This is a genomic window from Pseudomonas sp. FH4 (assembly GCF_000510915.2).
GTDB classification, from domain to species: Bacteria; Pseudomonadota; Gammaproteobacteria; order Pseudomonadales; family Pseudomonadaceae; genus Aquipseudomonas; species Aquipseudomonas brenneri.
The window spans coordinates 235,252-255,203 of record NZ_AOHN01000012.1 but is presented as its reverse complement, the minus strand read 5'-3'; the positions used below and the strand labels follow the sequence as shown (position 1 = coordinate 255,203).

Sequence of the window (19,952 nt, the reverse complement as noted above, 5' to 3'; positions counted from 1 at the left end):
GCTGCCCGCTTGGTCTTAGCGTCGGCGGGCGAGGAGGTGCTAGGATACTGATCCGTATTAGCGACGGCCACTGCGGCGGTCATATCGTTTCGGATCCAGTCGTCGTAAAGATGGAGTTATCGGTGGGTTTCCCCGGTTTTCATCCGCTTTTCGCCGATTTTGTCGCTTCAGTCCTATATTGAATCGATTTGTTGAGGCTGTATTCACGCCTCACAAAATACTGCGCATGAACAAGCTGGCTAAAAAACAGTCTGTTGCGCATTGAATATTATTTACCGGGGCGCCACCTTGGCGCGTCGCTACCTTGAGATAGCCGTCCTCCATGTTTGGTTCCAACGACGACAAGAAGAACCCAGCTGCGGCTGGCGAGAAAAAAGGCCTGTTTGGATGGCTGCGCAAAAAGCCGCAGGAAACCGTCGTCGAACAGCCGCAAGTCCAACCTGAGCCTGCTCCGCAGCCGCTCCTGCAAAGTGAGCCGGTGATTGAGCGGGTGGCCGAGCCCGTCGTCGAGGCGCCGGCGCCGGTCGTGTTGCCTATCGCCGAGTCGGTTTTGCAGCCGGTGGTGGAAGCTGCGCCAGAGCCAGAGCCAGAGCCAGAGCCAGAGCACAAGCCATGGCCGACATTGCCGGTGGCTGAAGAGCCTGTGGCGTTGGTCGAGGATGTACAGGCCGAGCATGTGGCGCCGCCGATTCCTGCCATTGCCGAGCCTGTCGAGCCTGTCGAGCCGCTACCCGTCGTCGCTGAACCGGCCCCGCTGGTAGTCGAGCCCGCTCCGGTGGTGATCGCTGCACCCGCAGTCATCGAGGCTGCCTTGGTACCTGCACCTGTCGAAGCGCCTGCCGAAACCAGCAAGACCGGCTTCTTCGCCCGCCTCAAGCAAGGCCTGAGCAAGACCAGCGCCAGCATCGGCGAAGGCATGGCCAGCCTGTTCCTGGGCAAGAAGATCATTGATGACGAACTGCTCGAAGATATCGAGACCCGTCTGCTGACCGCTGACGTGGGCGTCGAAGCCACCGCCGTCATTATCCAAAGCTTGACCCAGAAGGTTGCGCGCAAGCAGCTCACTGATGCCGATGCACTTTATAAGTCATTGCAGGCCGAGTTGGCCGCCATGCTCAAGCCGGTGGAAGCACCGCTGGTCATCACCGAGAACAAGCCGTTCGTGATCCTGGTCGTAGGCGTCAACGGCGCCGGCAAGACCACCACTATCGGCAAGTTGGCGAAGAAGCTGCAACTGGAAGGCAAGAAAGTCATGCTCGCCGCCGGTGACACCTTCCGCGCCGCTGCCGTGGAGCAATTGCAGGTATGGGGCGAGCGCAACAAGATCCCGGTCATCGCCCAGCACACCGGCGCCGATTCCGCCTCGGTGATCTTCGATGCCGTGCAGGCCGCCAAGGCCCGTAACATCGACGTACTAATTGCCGATACCGCCGGTCGCCTGCACACCAAAGACAACCTGATGGAAGAATTGAAGAAAGTGCGCCGGGTCATCGGCAAGCTCGACGCCGATGCGCCGCACGAGGTGTTGTTGGTGCTGGATGCCGGCACCGGGCAGAACGCGATCAGCCAGGCCAAGCAATTCAACCAGACGGTGCAACTGACTGGCCTGGCGTTGACTAAGCTCGATGGCACGGCCAAGGGTGGGGTGATTTTCGCCCTGGCCAAACAATTCGGGCTGCCGATTCGTTATATCGGTGTCGGCGAAGGTATTGATGACCTGCGCACGTTTGAAGCCGAACCCTTTGTCCAGGCACTGTTTGCCGAGCGGGAGCGTTCATGATTCGATTCGAACAGGTCGGTAAGCGCTATGCCAATGGGCATGTGGGCTTGCATGAGCTGAGTTTCCGGGTACGCCGTGGCGAGTTCTTGTTTGTCACCGGTCATTCCGGCGCCGGCAAAAGTACCTTGCTGCGCCTACTGCTGGCCATGGAGCGTCCCACCACCGGCAAGTTGCTGCTGGCGGGCCAGGATCTGGCCACTATCAGTAATGCGCAGATTCCATTTCTACGCCGGCAGATCGGCGTCGTGTTCCAGAACCACCAGTTGCTGTTCGATCGCACGGTGTTCAACAACATCGCCCTGCCATTGCAGATTCTCGGGCTGTCCAAGGCCGAGATCGTCAAGCGTGTGGATTCGGCCCTGGAACGTGTGGCGCTGTCGGACAAGACCGACCTGTACCCCGGCGACCTGTCCACCGGCCAGCAACAGCGTGTCGGCATTGCCCGCGCCATCGTTCATCGCCCGGCCTTGCTGCTGGCGGATGAACCGACCGGTAACCTCGATCCGCGCCTGGCTGCAGAAATCATGGGGGTTTTTGAAGACATCAATCGCCTGGGCACCAGCGTGCTGATTGCCAGCCACGACCTGGCATTGATCGCGCGCATGCGCCATCGCATGCTGACCTTGCAACGCGGTCGCCTGATTGGTGATGGGGAGGCTGGCGTATGAGTGCCACACGTAGCCCTAAAGTCTCCGAGCGCGTGGCGCCGAAACCGGCCGACCCGCAGCCGCAGAAAAAGAAACGCGACGAAGACGACGGTCCGGACTTCAGCACCCTGCTGCACGCCTGGATCGAAAGCCATCGCGCCAGCCTGGTGGACAGCCTGCGCCGCCTGGGCAAGCAGCCGATTGGCAGCTTCTTTACCTGCCTGGTGATGGCCGTGGCCTTGAGCCTGCCGATGGGTTTGTCATTGCTGCTTAATAATGTCGAGCGCCTCGGCGGTTCCTGGCAGCGCGCGGCGCAGATTTCCCTGTACCTGCAACTGGACGCCAGCGCCAATGAAGGCGAGGCCCTGCGCGAGCAGATCAAGAACATCCCAGGCGTGGCGGATGCCGAGTACATCAGTCGTGAACAGGCCCTGGAAGAATTCCAGCAGCAATCGGGCCTGGGCGAGGCGCTCAAGGAGCTGCCGCAGAACCCGCTGCCGGGCGTAGTACTGGTCACGCCGAATGAGGTCGACAAGACCGCCCTTGAAGCATTAAGACAAAAACTGGCTGAACTGCCCAAGGTACAACAAGCGCAGCTTGATTTAGTCTGGGTCGAGCGTCTGGCGGCGATTCTCAAGCTGGGCGACCGGTTTGTCTTCGGCCTGACGGTGTTGCTGGTTTCTGCATTACTTTTGGTGATAGGCAATACCATTCGTCTTCATATTGAAAACCGCCGCACCGAGATAGAAGTGATTAAACTGGTCGGCGGCACAGACAGCTATGTGCGTCGTCCTTTTCTGTACATGGGCGCGCTTTATGGCTTCGGTGCCGGGATTCTGTCCTGGGGCGTATTGGCGTTTGGCCTGGATTGGCTGAACGACGCGGTAATCGGCCTGGCCGGTTTGTATGGCAGTGATTTTGCCTTGGCTGGCGTACCCGCTGCCGATGGTCTATCACTCTTGCTTGGCGCGGTGTTGTTGGGTTATATCGGTGCATGGATCGCAGTCGCACGCCATCTCAGGGAGTTGGCGCCGAAATAGTGTCTTTTTGCTTGTATTGACCTTTCAGCGTTTATAGGGAACTTGTCCTACGGTTTCCGGTCAATTTTCGCAGTGCTGAACTGCACGAGTTATGTGAGTCGGAGGTTTTTTCGTATGACCACTTCTTTGCAACCTGCTTATGCTCTGGTCCCAGGCGCGAACCTGGAAGCCTATGTGCACACGGTCAACAGCATTCCTTTGCTGACGCCCGAGCAGGAGCGTGAACTGGCCGAGAGTCTCTATTATGAGCAGGATTTGGGGGCGGCTCGGCAGATGGTGCTCGCCCACCTGCGTTTTGTCGTACATATCGCCCGTAGCTATAGCGGCTACGGCCTGGCCCAGGCTGACCTGATCCAGGAAGGCAACGTCGGCCTGATGAAGGCTGTAAAGCGCTTCAACCCGGAAATGGGCGTGCGTCTGGTGTCGTTCGCCGTGCACTGGATCAAGGCGGAGATTCACGAGTTCATCCTGCGCAACTGGCGCATTGTGAAAGTCGCGACCACCAAGGCCCAGCGCAAACTGTTCTTCAACCTGCGCAGCCAGAAAAAACGCCTGGCGTGGCTGAACAACGAGGAAGTCCACCGTGTGGCGGAAAGCCTCGGCGTGGAGCCGCGGGAAGTGCGCGAGATGGAAAGTCGCCTGACCGGCCATGACATGGCCTTCGACCCGGCCGCCGAAGCGGACGACGACAGTGCTTTCCAATCGCCGGCCAACTATCTGGAAGACCACCGGTACGACCCGGCGCGTCAACTGGAAGATGCCGACTGGAGCGACAACTCCAACCACAACCTGCACGAAGCGCTGGAAGTGCTGGACGACCGCAGTCGTGACATTCTCTACCAGCGCTGGCTGGCAGAAGAAAAAGCCACGCTGCATGACCTGGCCCAGAAGTACAACGTGTCGGCCGAGCGGATTCGTCAGCTTGAGAAAAGCGCGATGAACAAGCTGAAACTGTCGATCGCCGCCTAACACGCAGCGAATGGCCAAAAAAATGCCCCGATCGAAAGATCGGGGCATTTTTGTTTGCAGTCGACAACCTCAAATATAGCGCGGTCACAAAAATGTGAGAGCGGGCTTACTTCCACATTTGGTTTTGTGTGGTGTCAGTTTGACCACGGCGCCTGGCGTGTTTTGTTCAGCTCATTCAAATAGCCTGTACCGCCCAACTGCCCCATCTGCTGACGAATCCACGCCGCCCGCCGCGCCACATATGCCGTCGGGTGGCTGGCACTCCACACCCGCGGGTTAGGCAGCACCGCCGCCAGATAGCTGGCCTGCTGCCGCGAAAGCCCCTTGGCACTCACCCCAAAGTGGTGCCGAGCCGCCGCTTCTGCGCCAAACACCCCTTCATCCCATTCCACGCTATTGAGGTACACCTCAAGAATCCGCTGCTTGGGCCACAGGATTTCGATCAGTCCGGTAAACCAGGCTTCCAGGCCCTTGCGCAAATAACTGCGGCCGGCCCATAAGAAAAGGTTTTTCGACACCTGCTGGCTCAGCGTGCTGGCGCCGCGAATCGAGCCGCCGCGCTCGTTATGCAGCAGGGCGGCCTGGATCGCGCCGAAATCAAAGCCCCAGTGCTGGGGGAAGCGCTGGTCTTCGCCGGCCATGACCGCCACTTTCAGGTCGTCGGAGATCTCATCCCACGGCACCCAGGTGCGTTGCAGGTCGATGGGCTCGCCGTCGACCCAGGATTCGATCTTGCGTTCGATCATCAGCGCAGTGAACGGCGGCGGTACTACACGAAACAGCAGCACCAGCAAAATACTGCCGATGACAAACCATTTCACGACTTTGAGAAAACGACTGAAGAGGACACGCAGCATAGAGATGGCTTGGCCGAACCCGTTGAGCGGGCCATTATACAGACCCTGTCCAATGAGTCTGACTGGAGTTCCTCATGCTGCGTGGCTTTCTGATGTTGGCGGCTTTTTTCGGTTTTACCGGTGTTGCCCTCGGCGCATTTGCCGCCCACGGCCTGAAAAAAAGCCTGAGTGCTGAATACCTGGCGATTTTCCACACTGGCGTGACCTATCAGTTGGTACACGCCCTGGCCTTGTTTGGCGTGGCCTTGCTGGCCGCGCACCTGCCCGGGCGCCTGGTGATGTGGGCCGGGGTGTCGTTTACCATCGGTATCCTGCTGTTCTCCGGCAGCCTGTATCTGCTGACCACCATCGGCATCGGCAAGCTGGGGATCATCACCCCGTTCGGCGGCCTGGCGTTCCTGATCGGCTGGCTATGCCTTGGCCTGGCCGCCTGGCGCCTGCAATGACCGCTTGACGCTTGTAGCTGACCTTCAGGTCATGATCAGGCTAGAATGCTGGCCCCTAAAAACGATGGCGGCCCTGGCATGCGCATTCAGTTGAACGGCGAACCCTATGAACTGCCCGACGGTGAAACCGTCGCGGCCCTGCTGGCCCTTCTGGAACTGACCGGACGTCGCGTCGCAGTGGAGCTCAACCAGGATATCGTCCCGCGTAGCCAGCACCCCGACACTGCCCTCGCCGAAGGCGACCAGGTCGAAGTGGTCCACGCCATCGGCGGCGGCTAGCCTGCCGGCACGTATCCGGATTCTGCAGAACCTCAACCCATTGCGAGGATTTCCCATGAGCATCGTTCGTAGCGACAAGCCCTTCGTCCTGGCCGGTCGTACCTACCAGTCGCGTTTGCTGGTAGGCACCGGCAAGTACCGTGACATGGAAGAAACCCGCCTGGCTATCGAAGCCTCGGGCGCCGAGATCGTGACGGTAGCCGTGCGCCGCACCAACATCGGCCAGAACCCGGGCGAACCGAACCTGCTGGATATCCTGCCGCCGGACCGCTACACCATCCTGCCGAACACCGCCGGTTGCTACGACGCCATCGAAGCCGTGCGCACCTGCCGCCTGGCCCGTGAGCTGCTCGACGGTCACAACCTGGTGAAGCTGGAAGTGCTGGCGGATCAGAAAACCCTGTTCCCCAACGTGATCGAAACCCTCAAGGCCGCCGAAACCCTGGTCAAGGAAGGTTTCGACGTGATGGTCTACACCAGCGATGACCCGATCATCGCCCGCCAACTGGCCGAGATCGGCTGCATCGCGGTCATGCCGCTGGCCGGTCTGATCGGTACTGGCCTGGGGATCTGCAACCCGTACAACCTGCAGATCATCCTCGAAGAAGCCAAGATCCCGGTGTTGGTGGACGCGGGTGTCGGTACCGCGTCCGACGCTACCATTGCCATGGAGCTGGGCTGCGAAGCGGTGCTGATGAATTCGGCCATCGCCAACGCGCAACAGCCGATCATGATGGCCGAAGCCATGAAACACGCGATTGTCGCCGGCCGCCTGGCGTACCTCGCCGGTCGCATGCCGAAAAAACTTTACGCCAGCGCCTCCTCGCCGCTGGATGGTCTGATCAAGTAAGAGCCATTGATGACTGAATCAAACGAAACGCCGAACCCCGTGGAAGAAGGCGACGAGTCCAAGCACCGCCGCATCAAGAGTTTTGTGATGCGTGCCGGGCGCATGACTGAAGGCCAGCAAAAGGGCCTGGAACAAGGCACGCCGCTGTTCGTCCTGCCCCTGGCCGATGCGCCGGTGGACTTTGACCAGGTGTTTGGCCGCTCGGCCCCGCGCTCCCTGGAAATCGGCTTCGGCATGGGCCATTCCCTGCTGGAAATGGCCGCAGCTGCGCCCGAGCAAGACTTTATCGGTGTCGAAGTGCACCGTCCGGGCGTGGGCGCATTGCTTAACGGCGTGCTGACCCAAGGCTTGAAAAACCTGCGGGTCTACGACTGCGACGCGATTGAAGTGCTCAACCGCTGCATCGCCGACAACAGCCTCGACCGCCTGATGCTGTTTTTCCCGGATCCGTGGCACAAGAGCCGTCACCACAAGCGCCGTATCGTCCAGGCCTCCTTCGCGGAACTGGTGCGCAGCAAGCTGAAAGTGGGCGGCATCCTGCACATGGCCACCGACTGGGAACCCTACGCGGAGTACATGCTGGAAGTGATGAACGTCGCCCCTGGCTACCGCAACCTGGCCGAAGACGGCCAATGTGTGCCACGCCCGGCCGAGCGCCCGATCACCAAGTTCGAGCGTCGTGGCGAGCGGTTGGGGCATGGGGTTTGGGATTTGAAGTTCGAAAAGCTGGCTTGATCAGCTAGAAGACTGAAATGCGATCAACTGTAGGAGCGAGCTTGCTCGCGAAAAACGGACAGGCGACGCGGGCTACCTGATAGCTCTGCGTTATCGTTAACGTTCTTCGCGAGCAATCTCGCTCCTACAGTTTTTTGGTGTTGGGCTTTTGGTCAGCGGCGGTCGGCAACCACGCCAATCAGCACCAGCACCACCAACAACACCGGCGCCAAACTGTAGTTATTAAACTGGCTCAACCCCCGCACAATCCACGGCGTGGCGTAGATCAGCGCAGCACCGCTGCCGATCATGCACAGCAGCGCCATCAACGGTACGCGCAAGGCGCCGGCGATGTTGCCCAGGCGTGCTTCGACCCAGCCCTTGATGTCGGCGCCGAACAGCACCAGCAGGCAGCCGACGAGCGCCAGGGATATTTCTGACAGGTTACTGCGGCTCCAGCGGGATACGGTGGCAAGCAGGTCGAGTACCAGATCCATGGGATTTCCTTAGAGCGATCAGCTCAAAAACTTCTGCAGCAGGTCATTGAGAAAGAGTTGCCCACGGTCGGTGGCCGCCAGGCGTGACGGTTCGACCTGCAATAAGCCACTTTGTTCTGCCTCGCGCCGGGACTCATCCAGGCTGGCCAGGTCCAGGCCGGTGCGTTCGGCGTAAAGCCTGGCTTCAACGCCGTCGGTAAGGCGCAGGGCGTTCATCAGGAACTCGAAGGGCAACTCTTCGTTGGTCAGCTCTTTCATGCCTGCCTGAAAGCTTTTGGCCGGGTTGAGGTAGTCCTTCGGTGCGCGAGTCTTCCATGTGCGCACGATGCGCCCGTCTGGATGGCTGAGCTTGCCGTGGGCACCGGCACCGATGCCGATAAAGTCGCCAAAGCTCCAGTAGTTGAGGTTATGCCGCGCGGGCCGGCCCGGCTGGGCGTAGGCCGAGACTTCATATTGGGCGTAACCGTGTTCGGCGAGCAGGGCCTGGCCGGCTTCCTGGATATCCCACAGGGTGTCGTCTTCCGGCAGCGTCGGCGGCTGGTTCCAGAACACTGTGTTGGGTTCCAGGGTCAGTTGGTACCACGACAGATGGGTCGGCTTGAGGGCGATGGCCTGGCGCAGGTCGCCCAGCGCATCGTCCAGGGACTGATCGGGCAAGCCGTGCATCAGGTCCAGGTTGAAGTTGTCGAAACCGGCCTGGCGCGCCATGCCGGCGGCTCTTACGGCCTCATCGCCATTGTGGATGCGGCCCAGGGCCTTGAGTTTTTCCTGCTGGAAGCTCTGGATACCGATGGACAGGCGATTGATCCCCAGCTTGCGATAAGCCACGAACTTCTCTTGTTCGAAGGTGCCGGGATTGGCTTCCAGGGTGATTTCGATATCGCTGGTAAACGGGATACGTTGTTCGACGCCCTTGAGCAGCCGGCCCAATGCCGCGGCGCTGAACAAGCTTGGCGTACCGCCACCAAAGAAAATCGAGCTCAACTCACGGCCATATACCGCGTGCAGATCCTGGTCGAGGTCCGCCAACAGTGCGTCGACGTACTCTTCTTCCGGCAACACCGGGCTGGCGGTGTGGGAGTTGAAGTCGCAATAAGGGCATTTGCGCACGCACCACGGGATGTGGATGTACAGCGCCAGGGGCGGCAACACTGGCAGGGCCGCCCGAGGTGTTTGCGCGCCGCCGTGGATCAGCGGCAGCGCCGGGGTGTCGTGGGTCATTTCAAGCCCAGGCGCTGGCGCAGCAAATCCATTGCACGGGCGCGGTGGCTGATCTGGTTCTTGTCGGCGGGGCTCAGTTCGGCGCTGGAGACTTTGCGCTCCGGCACCCAGAATAGCGGGTCATAGCCAAACCCATGCTCGCCACTGGCCGCATGCAGGATGCGCCCGTGCCACAAGCCTTCGCAGAGGATCGGCAGCGGGTCGTCGGCATGCCGCACAAGGGCCAGCACGCAGACGAACTGCGCGCCACGCATCGCCTCTGGTACATCCTTGAGAGCGTCCAGCAACTTGGCATTGTTCGCCGCATCGCCTTTGCCGTCGGCATAACGCGCCGAGTAGATGCCGGGCGCGCCGCCAAGAAAGTCCACGGCCAGGCCAGAATCGTCGGCCAATGCCGGCAGGCCGGAAATGCGCGCGGCATTGCGGGCCTTGAGGATGGCGTTTTCAACGAACGACAGGCCGGTTTCTTCCGGTTCCACCTGGCTGAACTCGCCAATCGAGCGCAATTGCACCGACTCGCCGAGCATGGCCTGGAGTTCCTTGAGTTTGCCGGCGTTATGGCTGGCCAGTACGAGTTGTGTCAGGTTCATTATTCGGCCGGGAACAGTTCTTGGGTGAAACTGAAACCGTGGGCCTTGCCGCCGGTTTCAACATTGATGGTAAAGGTGCGGAATTCCTGCTGCGGCACCGAGTAGGGGGCGAGGTAGTAGATCGCGCCTTTTTCAGTGATTTGCTTGAAGGTCAGCATTTCACTCTTGCCGGTCAAGTCCTTGATCGTGCCGGTCACTTGCGCCGCCACGGGCTCGACACCCTTGATCACCGATACGTTGATCATGCCCTTGTTCTTGCTGCGCACCACGCCTACAGCCTGGGCCGTCTCGGGTTGCAGGAAGCTGGAGGTGAAGGTGCTGTAGTGCACGGTGATATCACCAAACGCCTTCTGCCGGTTACTGTCGATAGGGCCGGCGGCCATGGCACTGGCGCCCAGGCAGGCGGTGAGTAGAAAAATAGCCAGGCGACTCATGATCGTCCTCCTCGAAAATGGTTAGACGGCAATCTGATGGTCGGTCAGGCCGGGACTGCTGACCCGATAAATCCCGATCTCACCTAAAAGATTAGGCCATAGCTTACTCGCCCAGCCGTGGCGGTGCTGTTGATCGACGGCAAGGCGGTTGATCACTTTGGCTTCGCGCCCGCTGCACAGTGCTTCGAAATCCTCGAAGGTGCAGAAGTGAATGTTCGGTGTGTTGTACCAGGTGTATGGCAGGAAGTCCGACACTGGCATCCGGCCCTTGGTGGCCAGGTACCAGCGGCAGCGCCAGTGGCCGAAGTTAGGGAAGGTAATGATGCACTGGCGGCCGACACGCAACATTTCGTCGAGGATCCGATCCGGGTAGTGCACGGCCTGCAGGGCCTGGGTCATCACCACGATATCGAAGCTGTTGCTGGCAAAGTTGCCCAGGCCCTTGTCCAGGTCTTGCTCGATCACGTTGATGCCCTTGGCCACGCACTGGGCGATGTTGTCCGGGTCGTTTTCCAGGCCATAGCCGGTGACTTGCTTGTTGTCGCGCAGCCAGCTCAGCAGTTCGCCATCGCCGCAACCGAGGTCGAGCACGCGGCTGCCGGCGGGGATCCAGTCTTGGATGATTTCCAGGTCGGCTCTCATGGCGTTCTCACAAAGTAATGCGGTTCATGTAGTTGCTGAAAGCCTGCAAATAACGTGGGATCGGGATCAGGAAGGCATCGTGGCCTTGCGGTGCATCGATCTCCAGGTAGCAGACGTCTTTGCGCGCGGCCATCAGCGCATCCACCAGTTCCCGCGAACGGGCCGGGGAGAAGCGCCAGTCGGTGGTAAACGACATCACGCAGAACTTGGCGCTGGCACCCTCGAAGGTTTTCGCCAGGTCGTCATCAAAGTTTGCCGCCGGGTCGAAGTAGTCCAGGGCCTTGGTCATCAGCAGGTAGGTGTTGGCGTCGAAACGCCCGGAGAACTCCTCGCCCTGATAGCGCAGGTAGCTTTCGACCTGGAACTCGACGCTGTGGAAGTCGTAGTTGAGCTTCTCGCTCTTGAGCCCACGGCCGAATTTCTCGCCCATGGAGTCATCCGACAGGTAGGTGATGTGCCCGACCATCCGCGCCAGCATCAGCCCGCGCTTGGGGATCACGCCCGCTTCCTGGAACGAACCGCCGTGGAACTCCGGGTCGGTGAGGATCGCCTGGCGCGCCACTTCGTTGAAGGCGATGTTCTGTGCCGACAACTTGGGGGCCGAGGCGATGGCCAGGCAATGGCGCACACGGTCGGGGTAAGTGATGGTCCATTGCAGCGCCTGCATGCCGCCCAGGCTGCCGCCGATCACCGCCGCCCATTGGCGTACACCGAGCAGGTCGGCCAGGCGTGCCTGGCTGTGCACCCAGTCTTCCACGGTCAACACCGGGAAGTCGGCGCCAAACGGCTTGCCGGTCTCCGGGTTGAGGCTGCTGGGGCCGGTGGACCCGTTGCAGCCGCCGAGGTTGTTCAGGCTGACCACAAAGAACTTGTTGGTGTCGATGGGCTTGCCGGGGCCGATGCAGCTGTCCCACCAGCCGGGCTTGCGCTCGTCGGCGCTGTGGTAGCCCGCCGCGTGATGATGGCCAGACAGGGCGTGGCAGATCAGCACGGCATTGCTGGCCGTGGCGTTCAGCGCGCCGTAGGTTTCATAGATCAGGTCATAGGCCGGCAGCGATCGACCGCAGGCCAGGGCCAGGGGTTCGCTGAAGTGCGCCACTTGGGGCACGACCAGTCCAACAGAATCGGGGGGGAAGGCAGCTGGCATCGACCCTGCTCTCGTTTAAATGAGGCGTAAGTCTAAAGAGCGGGGGGGCTAGCGGCAAGCGAACCTTGTCCGGGCTGATGACGGCTTGTTTCTGTAGGAGCCGGCTTGTCGGCGATGGCGTTTTCGCGGGTGCCATCGCCGGCAAGCCGGCTCCTACAAGGGTCAGATCAGCAGGCGAAGAATGTCCGGCATCATGGTCATCGCCGCCAGGTTGTTGATCACCAGCATATCCAGGAGCTTGAGCACCATGAACGCGAGGATCGGCGAGATATCCAGGCCGCCGAGGTTCGGCAGGATCTTGCGGAACGGCGCCAGGGCGGGCTCGCAGATCTGGTTGACCAGTTCGGCGCCAGGGTTATGGCTGCCCGGTGCGACCCAGGACAGGATCACGCTGATGATCAGGGCAAAGAAGAAAATCTTCAGGAACAGTGCGGTCACGCCGATCAGGGCCCACACCATCAGTTGCAGGAAGTTGCCGGTGGTGCCGTAGGTCAGCAACAGCGTCAGGGCCATCAGCGCCAGTTGGACCAGGATCGCCAGTACCAGCGATGACATGTCCAGGCCGAACAGGCTCGGGATCACCCGGCGCAACGGCTTGAGCAACGGCTGGGTGGCCTTCACGGCGAACTGGCACAGAGGGTTGTAGAAGTTGGCGCGTACCAGTTGCAACACAAAACGCAACAGCACGATCAGCAGATACAGACTGCCGAGGGTTTGCAGCACGTAGACGGCTGCGGTGTTCAAACCAATCATATTGGCTCCTTATTGACCTAGTTGTTCGGCCAGTTCGGCCGAGCGGTGCGCGGCGGCACCCAGTGCTTTTTCGACCAGGGCTTCAAAGCCCCCGGCCTGGAACGATTCGATGGCAGCCTGTGTGGTGCCATTGGGCGATGTCACGCGACGGCGCAACTCGGCTGCATCCACATCGCTGGACACCACCATATGCGCGGCGCCGAGGGCGGTTTGCTGAGTCAGTTGCTCGGCGATGTCCCGTGGCAGGCCCAGCTTCACGCCAGCCTCGGTCATGGCTTCGACCAGCAGGAAGAAATACGCCGGGCCACTGCCGGACACGGCGGTGACGGCATCCAGTTGCTGTTCTTCTTCCAGCCACAGGGCCATGCCCACGGCCGACAGCAGTTCCTGGGCCTGCTCACGCTGAGCGGTGCTGACTTGTGCCGTCGCGTACAAGCCGCTCACGCCCTGGCGCAACAGCGATGGCGTGTTGGGCATGCAGCGTACGATGGGCTGGGCGCCGAGCCAGGTGTTCATGCTGGCGCAGTTGATGCCGGCGGCAATCGACACCACCAGTTGTTGCGGCGCCAGGCTTGGGCGCAGGGCTTCGCACACGGCCTTCATGGCCTGTGGCTTGACCGCCAGCACAATCACGTCGACACCCTGGATGGCCTCGGCGTTGTCGGCAAAGGTCTGGATACCGTGCTCGGCACTCACCCGTGCGCGGGTCTCTGCGCCCGGATCGCTGGCGCGAATCTGCGCAGCTTCCAGGCCCTTGGCCCGCAGGCCGCCGATCAGGCTGGCCGCCATGTTGCCGGCGCCGATAAAGGCTATACGCGTGTTGCTCATGACAGGTCCTTACTCAGATGGAAGTCAGCCATTTTCATGGCTGGCCGTAGTCGCGGGCGCCAAACAGGGCGGTACCGATCCGCACCCAGGTGGCCCCTTGGGCAATGGCCGACTCAAGGTCATGGCTCATGCCCATGGAAAGTGTGTCGAGCCCAAGGTTCAGGCTCGCTTGCAAGTCACGCACGGCTGCGAACGCGGCATCTTGCGCGGCACGGTCCTCGGTAGGCTCGGGAATCGCCATCAGGCCCCTTAGCTTCAAACGCGGCAGGGCGCTGATCGCCTCGGCCAGCGCTGGCAAATCGGCGGGTGTACAGCCGGATTTGCTGGCTTCGCCACTGACATTGACCTGAATGCAGATATTGAGTGCTGGCAGGTCGGCCGGGCGTTGCTCGGACAGGCGTTGGGCGATTTTCAGGCGGTCCACAGAGTGCACCCAAGCGAAGTTCTCGGCGATAGCGCGCGTCTTGTTCGATTGAATGGGGCCGATGAAGTGCCAACTCAAGGGCAGGTCGGTTAATTCGGCTTGTTTGCCGAGGGCTTCCTGCAAGTAGTTCTCGCCGAAGTCGCGCATCCCGGCGGCATAGGCTTCGCGCACGGCTTGCGCGGGCTTGGTCTTGCTGACCGCCAGCAAATGCACGCTGGATTCATCGCGTTGCACGGCCTGGGCCGCAGCACGGATCCGCTGACTAACCAGGCCAATATTGTCTGCTATGGTCGACATTCAAGTTGCGCCCGTGGATATGGAGTCCGCGGCATTCTACTGGAAATGGATAGCCCTATGGACATCACTGAACTGCTGGCCGCAAGCGTCAGCCGGGGCGCCTCCGACCTGCATCTGTCGGCAGGGCTGGCGCCGAGGATGCGAATTGACGGTGAGGTGGTGCCACTCGATTGGCCATCATTGAGTGCTACGCAAGTTGCGGACTTGCTCAGCCCGATCCTCAATAAGCATCAACAAAAGGATTTCGAAACATCTCTTGAAACGGATTTTTCCTTCGAGTTACCTGGCGTTGCGCGCTTTCGCGCCAACGTGTTCCGCCAGCACCGGGGGATAGGCGCGGTGTTTCGCACGATTCCCTCCCAGGTCCAGAGCCTCGAAACCCTGGGGCTGGGCGATATATTCCGGCGCATTGCCGAGTTGCCCAGGGGGTTGGTACTGGTGACCGGTGCGACGGGCTCGGGCAAGTCCACTACCCTGGCGGCGATGGTCGATTACCTCAACAACACCCGCCATCAGCACATCCTCACCCTTGAAGACCCCATCGAATTTGTCCATGAACCGCGCAAGGCACTGATCAACCAGCGCCAGGTACATCGCGACACCCACAGCTTTTCCACGGCCCTGCGCTCTGCGTTGCGCGAAGACCCGGACGTGATCCTGGTGGGTGAGTTGCGCGACCTGGAAACCATCCGCCTGGCCCTGACGGCGGCTGAAACCGGGCACCTGGTGCTTGGCACCCTGCACACCAGTTCGGCGGCAAAGACCGTGGACCGGCTGGTGGACGTATTCCCGGCAGGGGAAAAGGCCATGGTCCGTTCGATGCTCTCGGAGTCGCTGCAGGCGGTGGTGTCCCAGGTGCTGTTGAAAAAGGTCGGCGGCGGGCGCGTGGCGGCCCATGAAATCATGCTCGGTACACCGGCGATCCGTAACCTGATCCGTGAGGACAAGGTGGCGCAGTTGTACTCGGCGATCCAGACGGGTGGGGCGTTGGGGATGAAGACGTTGGATATGAGCTTGAAGGGGCTGGTCAGTCAGGGGCTGGTCAGCCGCGAAGAGGCCCGGGAGCAGGCGCGGGTGCCCGCAGAGTTATGACCTGTGGGAGCTGGCTTGCCTGCGATACAGGCAGCGCGGTGTGTCATTCACACTGAGGTGATGCAATCGCAGGCAAGCCAGCTCCCACACAAGCCAGCTCCCATGCCAGCCTGCATTCCCATTCAATGTCAGCGTTGCACGATCCGCAGGTTGTTCTGCTCTTTAGGCAGCACACGCTTGGCAATCACGTAGTTCTTGTTCCAGAACGGCTTTTTCAGGGTGTCGATGCTGACCGACTTGCCACGCCGCGGTGCGTGAATGAAGCGGTCGTTGCCCAGGTAGATGGCAACATGGTTGACTTGGCGGCTCTTGAGCTTGAAGAACAGCAGGTCGCCAGGCTTCAAATCCTTGCGATCGACTTTCTGCCCGTGGCCGCTGGCCATGGCATTGGAGGTGCGTGGTAAATCCACCGCAGCTACATCATTGAAGGCGTATTTCACCAGGCCGCTGCAATCAAAGCCTTTACTTGGGCTGCTGCCGCCCCAACGATAAGGCGTACCGAGCACGTTGACCGCACGGCTGAGGACTTTGCTGCTTTGCTGGTTATTGTTCGCAACCAGGCCGGAAACTGCTTTACCGTGGGCCTTGCTCACTTGAGTCGGGCGCTTGACGGTGAGTTTTACCGATTTGGCGGAGCTGGTAGTGGCGTGGACTTTAGGGGTGAAACCATTGACGTTCGGAAGTCGTTGCTCACGATTGGTGGCGTGGGCGGCCAGTGGCATTAATAGGCAAATGGTTAGCCATGTCTTTAAAAATGGTCGCATAAGGCAGGCTCTTGTTGGTTTGCGCGCAACTTTATAACAGCTTTTAGTGTCTTTCTCAGGCCGTTTGTCGACTGAACCTTGACGTCAAAATCAGGAAAACCGCGACGAACCGTCGCAATTGTCCTACACAAGTCAGGCGGTACAAGGCTTTGAGGGAAGCGACGATATCATTTGCCGTACGTCGGGTGCCTGTAAAAAAGTCACAAAGAAACCAGAAATATTTATCTATCGAGGCAAAAGAGGTCATTCATGAACACCTATCGACAGGCTGTTTCGCAACAGGACACTCACAGCAAGATGATCGGTTACCTGCTCTGGATCTTCGGATTCACCGGCGCGCACCGTTTCTATTACGGCAAGCCGGTGACCGGGACGATCTGGTTCTTCACCTTTGGTTTGCTGGGGATTGGCTGGCTGATCGACCTGTTCCTGATCCCAGCGATGGACCGCGAAGCCGACCTGCGCTTTACCGCAGGGCCGATCGAATACAACGTGGCCTGGATTCTATTGGCGTTCCTGGGGGTGTTTGGCTTGCACCGTATGTATCAGGGCAAATGGCTTACCGGCCTGTTGTACCTGGTGACCGGCGGCTTGTTCCTGCTGGGTGTGCTGTATGACTTCTGGACGCTGAATACGCAGATTTCGGTGCGCAATGCCGAGCGGCTGGGCGGTCGATAAGCGCAGATCCTGAACTGTAGGAGCTGGCTTGCCTGCGATACAGTCACCTCGGTGTGTCAGTGACACTGAGGTGATGCAATCGCAGGCAAGCCAGCTCCCACATTGGAGCGGTGTGGATCAAGCCTGGTAGCTGATCCGTCCGTCCACCAGGGTGTAGCGCACATTCGCCGGCAAGCTATGGCCGATGAATGGGCAGTTTTCCCCCCTGGACAGCCACTGCTCGCCAGCCACGGTGGAACTGGCCGGATCAAACAGCACCAGATCTGCCGCCGAACCCACCGCCAACTTGCCCGCCGGCAGGCGCAACGCCTGGGCCGGGCCTGAACTCAGGCGTGCGAGCAGCGTTGGCAGGTCCAGCAAACCATCTTCCACCAGGGTCATCGCCAATGGCAGCAGCAACTCGACGCTGCTGATCCCAGGCTCTGTCGCGCCAAACGGTGCCAGCTTGGCATCCCGTTCGTGGGGCTGGTGATGGCTGGAGATCGCCGAAACTACCCCAGACTTCACCGCCGCGCGCAAACCATCACGGTCGGCGCGGGTGCGCAGTGGCGGTTGCACGTGGTACAGGCTGGAGAAGTCGATCAACGCCTCATCCGTCAGGATCAACTGGTACAACGCCACATCGGCGGTCACCGGCAAGCCACGGGCCTGCGCTTGGGCGATCAGGGCCACGCCCCGGGCGCTGGTCAGTTGGCTGAAGTGCGCGCGTACGCCGCTTTGCTCCACCAACAGCAGGTCACGGGCCAGGGCCACGGTTTCTGCGGTTTCCGGGATGCCCGCAAGGCCGAGGAAACTGGCGGTGGCGCCTTCATGGGCCAGGCCACCTTCGGCCAGGTCGCGGTCCTGGGAGTGGAAGATCACCGTCAGGTCGAAGGTGGCCGCATATTCCAGCGCACGGCACAGGGTGCGGGTGCTGCGGAAACTCTCCAGGCCATTGCCGAAGGCTACGCAGCCGGCGTCACGCAGGGCAATCAGTTCGGCCAGTTGTTCGCCGTCCAGGCCTTTGCTCAGGGCGCCAATGGGGAACACTTTGCAATTGCCGGCCTCGCGGGCGCGGTCGAGGATCAGCTCGGTCACGGCCGAGGTGTCCAGTACCGGCTTGGTCTGCGGCGGGCAGCACAGGCTGGTCACGCCACCGGCGGCGGCGGCGCGGGTTTCGCTGGCGATGCTGCCTTTGCGGCTGTAGCCCGGTTCGCGCAGGGCGACGTTCAGGTCCACCAGCCCAGGCGCGGCCACCAGGCCTTTGGCGTCGATGGTTTGGGTCGGGCTGAAACCGCTGGGTGCGGCGCCGATGGCAATGATCTTGCCGGCTTCCAGGTGCAGATCGCTGACTTGATCCAGGCCACTGGCTGGATCGATGACTCGGGCGCCGAGAATGCTGAGCTTCACTGGGCGTTCTCCTGCTCGAATTGACGTTGGGCTGTTTGCCCGCTCATGGCCATGGACAGCACGGCCATGCGCACGGCGATGCCGTAGGTGACCTGGTTGAGAATCACCGAATGCGGGCCGTCGGCCACCGCCGACTCAATCTCCACCCCACGGTTGATCGGGCCAGGGTGCATGACAATCGCATCCGGCTTGGCGCCGGCCAGGCGCGCGGTGGTCAGGCCGAACAGGCGGTAGAACTCACCCTCGCTGGGCAGCAGGCCGCCGGCCATGCGCTCGCGTTGCAGGCGCAACATGATCACCACGTCGACGTCCTTCAGGCCTTCGGCCATGTCGGTGTAGACCTTCACCCCGTATTGCTCGATACCCACCGGCAGCAGGGTTTTCGGCGCAATCACGCGGATGTCTGGGCAGCCCAGGGTTTTCAGGGCCAGCATGTTCGAGCGCGCCACCCGCGAGTGCAGGATGTCGCCAACGATAGCCACCGAGAGGTTTTCAAAGCCGCCCTTGTGCCGACGGATGGTGAGCATGTCGAGCATGCCCTGGGTCGGGTGGGCGTGACGGCCATCGCCGCCGTTGATGATCGCCACCTGCGGGCACACGTGCTCGGCGATAAAGTGCGCCGCGCCCGAGTCGCTGTGGCGTACCACGAACATGTCGGCCGCCATGGCTTCCAGGTTGCGCAGGGTGTCGAGCAGGGTTTCGCCCTTGCTCGCCGACGAGGTGGAGACGTTCAGGGTGATCACGTCGGCTGACAGGCGCTGGGCCGCCAGCTCGAAGGTGGTGCGCGTGCGCGTGGAGTTCTCGAAGAACACGTTGCAAATGGTTTTGCCGCGCAGCAGCGGGACTTTTTTCACCGCCCGGCCGCCGACTTCGAGGAACGAGTCGGCAGTGTCGAGGATTTCGGTGAGCAATTCGCGGGGCAGGCCGTCGAGGGACAGGAAGTGTTGCAGTTGGCCCTGAGCGTTGAGCTGCAGCGGGCGCTTGGCATCTAGAGGCGTCATCGCGGGGACTCTTTACAAGGCGGTTTAAAGGGCGAGGTCTTGCAGTTCGAGTTCGAGCGGCGTGGGACCGGACAATTTTACCCGCTGCTGGGCTGAAAGCGACAGGGTTGCGCCCACGACATCCGGGCTGATTGGCAGTTCGCCAGCGTCGAGGTCGAGCAGGCAGACCAGGGTGATACTGGCCGGGCGGCCGTAGTCGAACAGCTCGTTCATGGCGGCGCGGATGGTACGCCCGCTCATCAGCACGTCATCGATCAGCACCAGGTGCTGGCCCTCGATTTCAAAGGGCAGCGCAGACGGACGCACCTGCGGGTGCAGGCCGTTCTGGCTGAAGTCGTCGCGGTAGAAGGATACATCCAGGGTGCCCAGGGGCGACTCACTGCCCAATTCTTGCAGTAAGGCCTGGGCGACCCACACGCCACCGGTGCGGATGCCAATGAAGCGCGGCTCGCTGATGGCACGGTGTTGCAAGTGGGTCGTCAGGCTCGTCGCCATCTGACGGATCAGTTCGGCGGGATTGGGCAGGCTCATGGTGGCTCCTTCAGGGGCTTGGGCAGCGTGACGCTGGCAAAGTCCGGGCTCAAACGTAAGAAGACGCGGCAAGCCGCGTCAG

At 61.0% G+C, this 19,952-nt stretch carries 24 protein-coding genes; 10 read left to right on the top strand and 14 right to left on the bottom strand.

The window, feature by feature from the left end; all coding sequences use genetic code 11:
- Positions 1 to 322 precede the first annotated feature (322 nt).
- From ftsY to rpoH, 4 genes are all read left to right on the top strand, one after another.
- Complete coding sequence (gene ftsY, locus H097_RS08115; RefSeq protein WP_032858818.1) at positions 323 to 1,780, top strand: signal recognition particle-docking protein FtsY; 1,458 nt, start codon at positions 323 to 325, stop codon at positions 1,778 to 1,780.
- Positions 1,777 to 2,448: a cell division ATP-binding protein FtsE gene (ftsE, locus tag H097_RS08110; protein WP_003213784.1), complete on the top strand. Its 672-nt coding sequence runs from the start codon at positions 1,777 to 1,779 to the stop codon at positions 2,446 to 2,448. Before ftsY ends, ftsE begins: the two co-directional genes overlap by 4 nt.
- Positions 2,445 to 3,467 carry a permease-like cell division protein FtsX gene (gene ftsX, locus H097_RS08105; RefSeq protein ID WP_032858816.1) on the top strand — a complete coding sequence of 341 codons (1,023 nt, stop codon included), beginning with the start codon at positions 2,445 to 2,447 and terminating at the stop codon, positions 3,465 to 3,467. Before ftsE ends, ftsX begins: the two co-directional genes overlap by 4 nt.
- Positions 3,468 to 3,581: 114 nt before the next feature.
- Positions 3,582 to 4,436: an RNA polymerase sigma factor RpoH gene (gene rpoH, locus H097_RS08100; RefSeq protein ID WP_003176698.1), complete on the top strand. Its 855-nt coding sequence runs from the start codon at positions 3,582 to 3,584 to the stop codon at positions 4,434 to 4,436.
- A 134-nt stretch (positions 4,437 to 4,570) separates the two neighbouring features.
- On the opposite strand, the gene mtgA is transcribed toward rpoH, so the two are convergent.
- Entirely contained in the window at positions 4,571 to 5,293 is a 723-nt protein-coding gene (gene mtgA / locus H097_RS08095; protein WP_032858815.1) for a monofunctional biosynthetic peptidoglycan transglycosylase, read from the bottom strand.
- 74 nt (positions 5,294 to 5,367) lie between these two features.
- Here mtgA and H097_RS08090 point away from each other — a divergent pair, with 74 nt between their 5' ends.
- The 4 genes from H097_RS08090 to trmB all read left to right on the top strand — a co-directional run bounded on the left by H097_RS08090 (position 5,368) and on the right by trmB (position 7,603).
- Positions 5,368 to 5,739, top strand: coding sequence for a DUF423 domain-containing protein (locus H097_RS08090; RefSeq protein ID WP_032858813.1), 372 nt, complete (start codon positions 5,368 to 5,370; stop codon positions 5,737 to 5,739).
- A 78-nt stretch (positions 5,740 to 5,817) separates the two neighbouring features.
- Positions 5,818 to 6,018: a sulfur carrier protein ThiS gene (thiS, locus tag H097_RS08085; protein ID WP_032858957.1), complete on the top strand. Its 201-nt coding sequence runs from the start codon at positions 5,818 to 5,820 to the stop codon at positions 6,016 to 6,018.
- A 55-nt stretch (positions 6,019 to 6,073) separates the two neighbouring features.
- Complete coding sequence (locus H097_RS08080) at positions 6,074 to 6,868, top strand: thiazole synthase (RefSeq protein ID WP_017845016.1); 795 nt, start codon at positions 6,074 to 6,076, stop codon at positions 6,866 to 6,868.
- Positions 6,869 to 6,877: 9 nt separating this feature from the next.
- Complete coding sequence (gene trmB / locus H097_RS08075; RefSeq protein ID WP_032858810.1) at positions 6,878 to 7,603, top strand: tRNA (guanosine(46)-N7)-methyltransferase TrmB; 726 nt, start codon at positions 6,878 to 6,880, stop codon at positions 7,601 to 7,603.
- A 152-nt stretch (positions 7,604 to 7,755) separates the two neighbouring features.
- On the opposite strand, the gene H097_RS08070 is transcribed toward trmB, so the two are convergent.
- From H097_RS08070 to H097_RS08030, 9 genes are all read right to left on the bottom strand, one after another.
- On the bottom strand, positions 7,756 to 8,079 hold the full coding sequence (locus H097_RS08070; protein WP_029300493.1) for a DUF3392 domain-containing protein: 324 nt from the start codon (positions 8,077 to 8,079) through the stop codon (positions 7,756 to 7,758).
- An 18-nt stretch (positions 8,080 to 8,097) separates the two neighbouring features.
- Complete coding sequence (hemW, locus tag H097_RS08065; protein WP_032858809.1) at positions 8,098 to 9,300, bottom strand: radical SAM family heme chaperone HemW; 1,203 nt, start codon at positions 9,298 to 9,300, stop codon at positions 8,098 to 8,100.
- The gene (gene rdgB / locus H097_RS08060) at positions 9,297 to 9,893 is read right to left on the bottom strand and encodes an RdgB/HAM1 family non-canonical purine NTP pyrophosphatase (RefSeq protein ID WP_032858808.1); all 597 of its coding nucleotides are present in this window, start codon (positions 9,891 to 9,893) and stop codon (positions 9,297 to 9,299) included. The genes hemW and rdgB overlap by 4 nt, the downstream gene beginning before the upstream one ends.
- The gene (locus H097_RS08055; RefSeq protein WP_029300487.1) at positions 9,890 to 10,324 is read right to left on the bottom strand and encodes a DUF4426 domain-containing protein; all 435 of its coding nucleotides are present in this window, start codon (positions 10,322 to 10,324) and stop codon (positions 9,890 to 9,892) included. Before H097_RS08055 ends, rdgB begins: the two co-directional genes overlap by 4 nt.
- A gap of 21 nt (positions 10,325 to 10,345) precedes the next feature.
- Entirely contained in the window at positions 10,346 to 10,966 is a 621-nt protein-coding gene (gene metW, locus H097_RS08050; protein ID WP_029300485.1) for a methionine biosynthesis protein MetW, read from the bottom strand.
- Between the two features lie 7 nt (positions 10,967 to 10,973).
- The gene (locus H097_RS08045; protein WP_032858805.1) at positions 10,974 to 12,113 is read right to left on the bottom strand and encodes a homoserine O-acetyltransferase; all 1,140 of its coding nucleotides are present in this window, start codon (positions 12,111 to 12,113) and stop codon (positions 10,974 to 10,976) included.
- Positions 12,114 to 12,275: 162 nt separating this feature from the next.
- Positions 12,276 to 12,866 carry a YggT family protein gene (locus H097_RS08040; protein WP_032858804.1) on the bottom strand — a complete coding sequence of 197 codons (591 nt, stop codon included), beginning with the start codon at positions 12,864 to 12,866 and terminating at the stop codon, positions 12,276 to 12,278.
- 9 nt (positions 12,867 to 12,875) lie between these two features.
- On the bottom strand, positions 12,876 to 13,694 hold the full coding sequence (gene proC, locus H097_RS08035) for a pyrroline-5-carboxylate reductase (protein WP_032858802.1): 819 nt from the start codon (positions 13,692 to 13,694) through the stop codon (positions 12,876 to 12,878).
- A gap of 34 nt (positions 13,695 to 13,728) precedes the next feature.
- Positions 13,729 to 14,415 (bottom strand): YggS family pyridoxal phosphate-dependent enzyme, encoded by a 687-nt coding sequence (locus H097_RS08030; protein WP_032858800.1) that lies wholly within the window; start codon positions 14,413 to 14,415, stop codon positions 13,729 to 13,731.
- A 57-nt stretch (positions 14,416 to 14,472) separates the two neighbouring features.
- Here H097_RS08030 and H097_RS08025 point away from each other — a divergent pair, with 57 nt between their 5' ends.
- The gene (locus H097_RS08025; RefSeq protein WP_032858799.1) at positions 14,473 to 15,507 is read left to right on the top strand and encodes a type IV pilus twitching motility protein PilT; all 1,035 of its coding nucleotides are present in this window, start codon (positions 14,473 to 14,475) and stop codon (positions 15,505 to 15,507) included.
- A 128-nt stretch (positions 15,508 to 15,635) separates the two neighbouring features.
- Here H097_RS08025 and H097_RS08020 read toward each other — a convergent pair whose 3' ends face one another.
- Positions 15,636 to 16,271 (bottom strand): C40 family peptidase, encoded by a 636-nt coding sequence (locus H097_RS08020; protein ID WP_032858798.1) that lies wholly within the window; start codon positions 16,269 to 16,271, stop codon positions 15,636 to 15,638.
- A gap of 249 nt (positions 16,272 to 16,520) precedes the next feature.
- On the opposite strand from H097_RS08020, the gene H097_RS08015 reads away from it, so the two are divergent.
- A complete protein-coding gene (locus H097_RS08015; protein ID WP_032858797.1) occupies positions 16,521 to 16,949 on the top strand; it encodes a TM2 domain-containing protein in 429 nt (142 codons plus the stop codon).
- A 117-nt stretch (positions 16,950 to 17,066) separates the two neighbouring features.
- On the opposite strand, the gene H097_RS08010 is transcribed toward H097_RS08015, so the two are convergent.
- From H097_RS08010 to pyrR, 3 genes are read right to left on the bottom strand one after another with little or no spacing between them, the layout of a single operon-like run.
- On the bottom strand, positions 17,067 to 18,338 hold the full coding sequence (locus H097_RS08010) for a dihydroorotase (RefSeq protein WP_032858796.1): 1,272 nt from the start codon (positions 18,336 to 18,338) through the stop codon (positions 17,067 to 17,069).
- The gene (locus tag H097_RS08005) at positions 18,335 to 19,339 is read right to left on the bottom strand and encodes an aspartate carbamoyltransferase catalytic subunit (RefSeq protein ID WP_032858794.1); all 1,005 of its coding nucleotides are present in this window, start codon (positions 19,337 to 19,339) and stop codon (positions 18,335 to 18,337) included. The genes H097_RS08010 and H097_RS08005 overlap by 4 nt, the downstream gene beginning before the upstream one ends.
- Before the next feature lie 24 nt (positions 19,340 to 19,363).
- Positions 19,364 to 19,870, bottom strand: coding sequence for a bifunctional pyr operon transcriptional regulator/uracil phosphoribosyltransferase PyrR (pyrR, locus tag H097_RS08000; RefSeq protein WP_032858792.1), 507 nt, complete (start codon positions 19,868 to 19,870; stop codon positions 19,364 to 19,366).
- Between the last annotated feature and the right edge of the window lie 82 nt (positions 19,871 to 19,952).

What these genes read in the sequence shown, in the direction of transcription:
- proC (WP_032858802.1), bottom strand. Translation starts at nt 13,694, where the DNA reads ATGAGCAACACGCGTATAGCCTTTATCGGCGCCGGCAACATGGCGGCC.
- H097_RS08025 (WP_032858799.1), top strand. Translation starts at nt 14,473, where the DNA reads ATGGACATCACTGAACTGCTGGCCGCAAGCGTCAGCCGGGGCGCCTCC.
- hemW (WP_032858809.1), bottom strand. Translation starts at nt 9,300, where the DNA reads ATGACCCACGACACCCCGGCGCTGCCGCTGATCCACGGCGGCGCGCAA.
- ftsE (WP_003213784.1), top strand. Translation starts at nt 1,777, where the DNA reads ATGATTCGATTCGAACAGGTCGGTAAGCGCTATGCCAATGGGCATGTG.
- H097_RS08020 (WP_032858798.1), bottom strand. Translation starts at nt 16,271, where the DNA reads ATGCGACCATTTTTAAAGACATGGCTAACCATTTGCCTATTAATGCCA.
- H097_RS08080 (WP_017845016.1), top strand. Translation starts at nt 6,074, where the DNA reads ATGAGCATCGTTCGTAGCGACAAGCCCTTCGTCCTGGCCGGTCGTACC.
- rpoH (WP_003176698.1), top strand. Translation starts at nt 3,582, where the DNA reads ATGACCACTTCTTTGCAACCTGCTTATGCTCTGGTCCCAGGCGCGAAC.
- H097_RS08055 (WP_029300487.1), bottom strand. Translation starts at nt 10,324, where the DNA reads ATGAGTCGCCTGGCTATTTTTCTACTCACCGCCTGCCTGGGCGCCAGT.
- H097_RS08005 (WP_032858794.1), bottom strand. Translation starts at nt 19,339, where the DNA reads ATGACGCCTCTAGATGCCAAGCGCCCGCTGCAGCTCAACGCTCAGGGC.
- metW (WP_029300485.1), bottom strand. Translation starts at nt 10,966, where the DNA reads ATGAGAGCCGACCTGGAAATCATCCAAGACTGGATCCCCGCCGGCAGC.
- trmB (WP_032858810.1), top strand. Translation starts at nt 6,878, where the DNA reads ATGACTGAATCAAACGAAACGCCGAACCCCGTGGAAGAAGGCGACGAG.
- H097_RS08090 (WP_032858813.1), top strand. Translation starts at nt 5,368, where the DNA reads ATGCTGCGTGGCTTTCTGATGTTGGCGGCTTTTTTCGGTTTTACCGGT.
- H097_RS08015 (WP_032858797.1), top strand. Translation starts at nt 16,521, where the DNA reads ATGAACACCTATCGACAGGCTGTTTCGCAACAGGACACTCACAGCAAG.
- H097_RS08040 (WP_032858804.1), bottom strand. Translation starts at nt 12,866, where the DNA reads ATGATTGGTTTGAACACCGCAGCCGTCTACGTGCTGCAAACCCTCGGC.
- H097_RS08045 (WP_032858805.1), bottom strand. Translation starts at nt 12,113, where the DNA reads ATGCCAGCTGCCTTCCCCCCCGATTCTGTTGGACTGGTCGTGCCCCAA.
- ftsX (WP_032858816.1), top strand. Translation starts at nt 2,445, where the DNA reads ATGAGTGCCACACGTAGCCCTAAAGTCTCCGAGCGCGTGGCGCCGAAA.
- mtgA (WP_032858815.1), bottom strand. Translation starts at nt 5,293, where the DNA reads ATGCTGCGTGTCCTCTTCAGTCGTTTTCTCAAAGTCGTGAAATGGTTT.
- thiS (WP_032858957.1), top strand. Translation starts at nt 5,818, where the DNA reads ATGCGCATTCAGTTGAACGGCGAACCCTATGAACTGCCCGACGGTGAA.
- ftsY (WP_032858818.1), top strand. Translation starts at nt 323, where the DNA reads ATGTTTGGTTCCAACGACGACAAGAAGAACCCAGCTGCGGCTGGCGAG.
- H097_RS08030 (WP_032858800.1), bottom strand. Translation starts at nt 14,415, where the DNA reads ATGTCGACCATAGCAGACAATATTGGCCTGGTTAGTCAGCGGATCCGT.
- H097_RS08070 (WP_029300493.1), bottom strand. Translation starts at nt 8,079, where the DNA reads ATGGATCTGGTACTCGACCTGCTTGCCACCGTATCCCGCTGGAGCCGC.
- pyrR (WP_032858792.1), bottom strand. Translation starts at nt 19,870, where the DNA reads ATGAGCCTGCCCAATCCCGCCGAACTGATCCGTCAGATGGCGACGAGC.